This is a genomic window from Streptomyces sp. MK37H (genome assembly GCF_018035285.1).
In the GTDB taxonomy this organism is placed as follows: Bacteria; Actinomycetota; Actinomycetes; order Streptomycetales; family Streptomycetaceae; genus Streptomyces; species Streptomyces endocoffeicus.
Genome location: NZ_JAAAYH010000527.1, coordinates 1 through 5,344 on the forward strand (window position 1 = coordinate 1; position 5,344 = coordinate 5,344).

Here is a 5,344-nt window from a genome sequence, read left to right on the forward strand (position 1 = left end):
GGCCTGGCGGGCGCGGCCGCGGCCCGGCGCGGCCCCAACCGGGGCACGGCGCTCGCGGTCTGCACGTCACTGTGCCTGTACGAGGCGGGCATGGCGCTCAACGACTGGGCGGACCGGGACATCGACGCCGTGGAACGCCCCGGCCGCCCGCTGCCGTCGGGCCGTATCGCCCCGGCCGCGGCGCTGACCGCCGCGACCGGGCTGACCGCCGCCGGGCTGCTCTGCGCCGCCGCCGCGGGTCCCCCGGCCCTCGCCACGGCGACGGCCCTGGCGGGCACGGTGTGGGCGTACGACCTGGGGCTGAAGAACACGCCCGCGGGCCCGGCCACCATGGCCGCCGCCCGCGCGCTGGACCTCCTCCTCGGCGCCACGGCCTCCGCCGGGCACATACGCCCGGCCCTCCGCCCGGCCGCCCTCCTGGGCGCCCACACCCTCGCGGTGACCACGGTCTCCCGCCGCGAGGCGACCGGCGGCTCCTCGACGGCCCCGCTCGGCGCCCTCGCGACGGGAGCGGCCATCGCCTGGGCCACCGCCAGGCGCCCGGCCCCCGCTTCGGGGCGCGGCCCTGAAGCGGGCCACGGCGCGCGGGGCGCGGTGGTGGACGGGGCCACCAGCGGCGCTCCGGTGGGTGCCATAGCTACCGGTGGTGCTCCGGCGGGTGGCGTGGCCGCCGGTAGTGCCTTCGCCGCTCTCGTCAGGGGGTTCTCCCACGGGGGGTCACGCCGTGGTGCTTCGGCGAGGCGGCTCGCGGGGGCGGCTGTGGGCCGCCTCCCTGCCGCCGTGGGCGGTGTGTCTACATCGGGGGAAGGGGCCACCACGCGTCGACGTGGTGCTCCGGCGGGTGGCGTGGCCGCCGGTGGTGCCTTCGCCGCTCTCGTCAGGGGGTTCTCCCACGGGGGGTCACGCCGTGGTGCTTCGGCGAGGCGGCTCGCCGGGGCGGCTGTGGGGCGCCTCCCTGCCGCCGTGGGCGGTGTGTCTACATCGGGGGAAGGGGCCACCACGCGTCGACGTGGTGCTCCGGCGGGTGGCGTGGCCGCCGGTGGCGCCATCGCCGCTCTCGCCAGGGGGCTCTCCGACGCGGGGTCACGCCGTGGTGCTCCGGCGAGGCGGCTCGCCGGGGCGGCTGTGGGCCGCCTCCCTGCCGCCGTGGGCGGTGTGTCTACATCGGGGGAAGGGGCCACCACGCGTCGACGTGGTGCTCCGGCGGGTGGCGTGGCCGCCGGTGGCGCCATCGCCGCTCTCGTCAGGGGGCTCTCCCACGGGGGGCCACGCCGTGGTGCTCCGGCGAGGCGGCTCGCGGGGGCTGTGACCGCCCCCGCTTCTCCGGGCCGGGGCAACCGCCCCGGTTGGCGGCGGGCTCCTCGGCGCGCCTTCGCACAGGTGGGCCGCCTCCCTGCCGTGGGCGCCGTGTCTGCGTCGGGGCGAGGTCCCTCTGGGGGCGAGGCCGTTGGCAGGACGCTCACCGGCACGCGGAGCCGGAGCGCGGTGGCGCGGCACATGGCCGCCACCGCCCGGGCGGTGGCGGCCAAGGCCGCCGCATCCGCCCCGGCCGTCGTCCAGGGCGCCGCGGCCCAGGGGCTTGCCCATGCGCGGGGCAAGGGCGTAGTCGCATGGCGCGGCGCCCCGGCAGCGCGACTCGTCGCGGCGGCTACAGCCGCCACCGGACACGCCGCCCCGCCGGGCGGCACACGTGCCGGGGCCGGGGTGGCCCGGAACATCGGGGCCACCACCTCGCGCGGCGCGGCGGTCAGCCGCTTCGCGGGGGTCGCCCTCGCGGGCGGGTATGTGGCCACGGTCGCCCGGCCGTTGGCGCATGCCGCGCTCAACCCGTCCCCGTACCTCCTCCAGCGTGCCGTCGGCAGCGGCATCCGCGCGATGATCCCACTTCAGGCCGTGCTCGCCTCCCGCGCGGGGGCGCACCGTACGGCGGCGGGGCTGCTCGCGCTGATGCCCGTCGCCCGCCGGTTGTCGAGAAAGGTCAGCGCGACATGAGCCCTACCGGCGACCCCAGCCGCCCCACCCCGGAACCCCTCCGCTTCGCCTACGGCACCAACGGTCTGACCGACCTCCGCCTGAGCGACGCCCTCGCCCTGCTCGCCGACCTCGGCTACGACGGCGTCTCGCTGACCCTCGACCATATGCACCTCGACCCGCTCGCCCCGGACCTCGCCGCCCGCACCCGCCGCGTCGCCCGTGACCTCGAGCGGCTCGGTCTCGGTGTCGCGATCGAGACCGGTGCCCGGTACGTGCTCGACGCCCGGCGCAAGCACCACCCCACCCTGCTCGATCCGGACCCCGAGGCCCGTGGCGCCCGGGTCGATCTGCTGCTGCGGGCCGTGCGGGTGGCGGCCGACCTCGGGGCGCCGGCCGTGCACTGCTTCAGCGGGGTGCTGCCGCCCGGTGAGTCCGCGGAGACGGCGTGGCGGCGGCTGGCGGACGCCCTCGGGCCGGTGGTGGTGGCCGCCGCGGCGGTGGGCGTTTGCCTCGCGATCGAGCCGGAGCCGGGGCATCTCCTCGCCGACCTCGCCGGGTTCCACCGGCTGCGCACGGCGCTCGGCGATCCTGCCGCCCTCGGCCTCACCCTCGACATCGGCCACTGCCAGTGCCTGGAACCCGACCCGCCCGCCGAGTGCGTCCGCGCGGCGGCGCCCTGGGTGCGGCATGCGCAGATCGAGGACATGCGGCGCGGGGTGCACGAGCATCTGCCGTTCGGCGAGGGGGAGATCGACTTCCCGCCGGTCCTGGAGGCGCTGCGCGCGGCGGGGTACCGGGGACTCGTCGGCGTCGAACTGCCCCGCCACTCCCACGCCGGTCCCGAACTGGCCCGTACCTCCCTGCGTTTCCTCAAGGACGCCGAACGGGCCGCGAGCGAGGGAGGCGTCCGATGCTGACCGTGACCGAACTCCGCGCCGCCGTGGAGCGGCGCCTGGACGAGGCGGGCCGCGCCTGGCTGGACAGCGTCCTGACGGACGCGGCGAAATCCGGGCCGCGCCCGGACGCTCCCGGCCCTGCCCGCTGGGAGCTGGACTTCGCCTCCGCGGGCCGCCACGTCCGCACCACCCGACCCGCCGCCGACGACCTCACCCCCCATGACCTCCCCGACGCCGCCCGCGTCCTCATCCTCCACGCCGCGCGCGCGGACGCGGGTACCGTCGCGAGGCTGTACGCGCACGGCACGGGCGCCGAGCGCCGGGCCGTCCTGCGGGCGCTTCCGCATCTCGGGCTCTTCGCCGGGGCCGACGCCGTGCCGCTCGTCGAGGACGCCCTGCGGACCAACGACATCCGGCTCGTGGCCGCCGCCGTCGGGCCGTACGCCGCTCGGCATCTCCCGCCGCACAGCTGGCGGCAGGCCGTGCTCAAGTGCCTGTTCACGGGCGTGCCCCTCACCGCCGTGGCCGACTGGGAGCGGCGGGCGCGCGGGGACGGCGAGCTGGGCCGCATGCTCGGCGACTACGCCCGTGAGCGCACCGCCGCCGGGCGCCCCGTGCCCGGCGATCTCGACCGCGTACTGGCCATGACCCGCGCCCTGCCCGGCGCGCCCCGCGCCCTGACCCGCGAGGAGTCCTGATGCGCATCTTCGATCCCCACATCCATATGACCTCCCGCACCACCGACGACTACGAGGCCATGTACGCCGCAGGGGTGCGCGCCCTCGTCGAGCCGTCCTTCTGGCTCGGGCAGCCCCGCACCTCGCCCGCCAGCTTCTACGACTACTTCGACTCCCTCCTCGGCTGGGAGCCCTTCCGGGCCGCCCAGCACGGGATCGCCCACCACTGCACCCTCGCGCTCAACCCCAAGGAGGCCAACGACCCGCGCTGCACCCCCGTCCTTGACGAGCTGCCGCGCTATCTCGTCAAGGACGGCGTCGTGGCCGTGGGCGAGATCGGCTACGACTCGATGACCCCCGCCGAGGACGCCGCCCTCGCCACCCAGTTGCAGCTCGCCGCCGACCACGGGCTGCCCGCCCTCGTCCACACCCCGCACCGCGACAAGCTGGCCGGATTGCGCCGCACCCTCGACGTCGTCGGGGAGTCCGCGCTGCCCGCGGACCGCGTTCTGGTGGACCACCTCAACGAGACCACCGTCAAGGAGGCCAAGGACAGCGGCTGCTGGCTCGGCTTCTCGGTCTACCCCGACACCAAGATGGACGAGGAGCGGATGGTCGCGATCCTGCGCGCGTACGGACCCGAGAAGGTCCTGGTCAACTCCGCCGCCGACTGGGGGAGGAGCGACCCGCTCAAGACCCGCGAGGTCGGCGACCTGATGCGCGCCGAGGGCTTCACCGAGGACGACGTCGACCTGGTGCTGTGGCGCAACCCGGTCGCGTTCTACGGGCTCAGCGGCCGCCTGGACCTGGACCTCGACGCCGAGGAGACCGAGGCCACCGCCACCCACGAGGGCAACTCCATCCTGCGCGGCGGCGCCCCGGCCGCCGCGCCGACGGAACGGTGAGGAGGACCCCATGCGCTTCCGCCACCCCGACGGCTCCACCGTCCACCTCGCCTACTGCACCAATGTCCACCCCGCCGAAGACCTCGACGGCGTCGTGGAGCAGCTCCGGCTGCACTGCGAACCGGTACGCCGCCGCCTCGGCCGCGACCGGCTCGGCATCGGCCTGTGGCTGGCCCGCGACGCCGCCCGCACCCTGAGCGCCGACCCCGCCGAACTGCGCAGGCTGCGCACCGCGCTGGACACGCGCGGCCTGGAGGTCGTCACCTTCAACGGCTTCCCGTACGAGGGGTTCGGCGCCCAGGAGGTCAAGTACCGCGTCTACAAGCCCGACTGGACCGACCCGGAGCGGCTGGAGCACACCACCCATCTGGCCCGGCTGCTGGCCGCGCTGCTCCCCGACGACATCACCGACGGCTCCGTCTCCACCCTGCCGCTCGCCTGGCGCGCGCCCTTCGACGCCGACGCCGCCCGCGCCGCTCGCCGCCACCTCACCACCCTCGCCCAGCGGCTCGACGCCATCGAGGAGCTCACCGGCCGGTCCGTCCGCATCGGCCTGGAGCCCGAGCCCGGCTGCACCGTCGAGACCACCGCGCAGGCCATCGAGGCGCTCACCGCGCCCGGCGGCCCGCCCCTGGACCGTATCGGGGTCTGCCTGGACACCTGCCATCTGGCGACGCAGTTCGAGGATCCGCACACGGCCACAGGCGCGCTCACCGCCGCCGGGGTCCCGGTCGTCAAGGCGCAGCTGTCCGCCGCGCTGCACGCCGAGGACCCGGGCCGGCCCGCCGTACGGGAGGCCCTCGCGGCCTTCGCCGAGCCCCGCTTCCTCCACCAGACCCGCACCCGGGCGCCCGAGGGCGGCGTCACCGGCACCGACGACCTCGACCAGGCG

5 protein-coding genes and 1 pseudogene are annotated in these 5,344 nt (G+C 76.5%); all 6 read left to right on the forward strand.

Features of this window, described 5'->3' with window-relative positions; translation table 11 throughout:
* Window positions 1–3 precede the first annotated feature (3 nt).
* Window positions 4–390 (forward strand): annotated as a pseudogene (locus GWI24_RS39750) (UbiA family prenyltransferase); the annotation flags it as partial.
* 1,107 nt (window positions 391–1,497) lie between these two features.
* The gene (locus tag GWI24_RS39755) at window positions 1,498–1,992 is read left to right on the forward strand and encodes a hypothetical protein (protein WP_210950901.1); all 495 of its coding nucleotides are present in this window, start codon (window positions 1,498–1,500) and stop codon (window positions 1,990–1,992) included.
* Window positions 1,989–2,891 (forward strand): sugar phosphate isomerase/epimerase, encoded by a 903-nt coding sequence (locus tag GWI24_RS39760; RefSeq protein ID WP_210950897.1) that lies wholly within the window; start codon window positions 1,989–1,991, stop codon window positions 2,889–2,891. The genes GWI24_RS39755 and GWI24_RS39760 overlap by 4 nt, the downstream gene beginning before the upstream one ends.
* Complete coding sequence (locus tag GWI24_RS39765) at window positions 2,885–3,568, forward strand: EboA domain-containing protein (protein ID WP_210950898.1); 684 nt, start codon at window positions 2,885–2,887, stop codon at window positions 3,566–3,568. The genes GWI24_RS39760 and GWI24_RS39765 overlap by 7 nt, the downstream gene beginning before the upstream one ends.
* A complete protein-coding gene (locus GWI24_RS39770; RefSeq protein ID WP_210950899.1) occupies window positions 3,568–4,452 on the forward strand; it encodes a TatD family hydrolase in 885 nt (294 codons plus the stop codon). The genes GWI24_RS39765 and GWI24_RS39770 overlap by 1 nt, the downstream gene beginning before the upstream one ends.
* A gap of 10 nt (window positions 4,453–4,462) precedes the next feature.
* Window positions 4,463–5,344, forward strand: an 882-nt coding sequence (eboE, locus tag GWI24_RS39775) for a metabolite traffic protein EboE (protein WP_210950900.1), incomplete at its 3' end; no start/stop codon positions are given.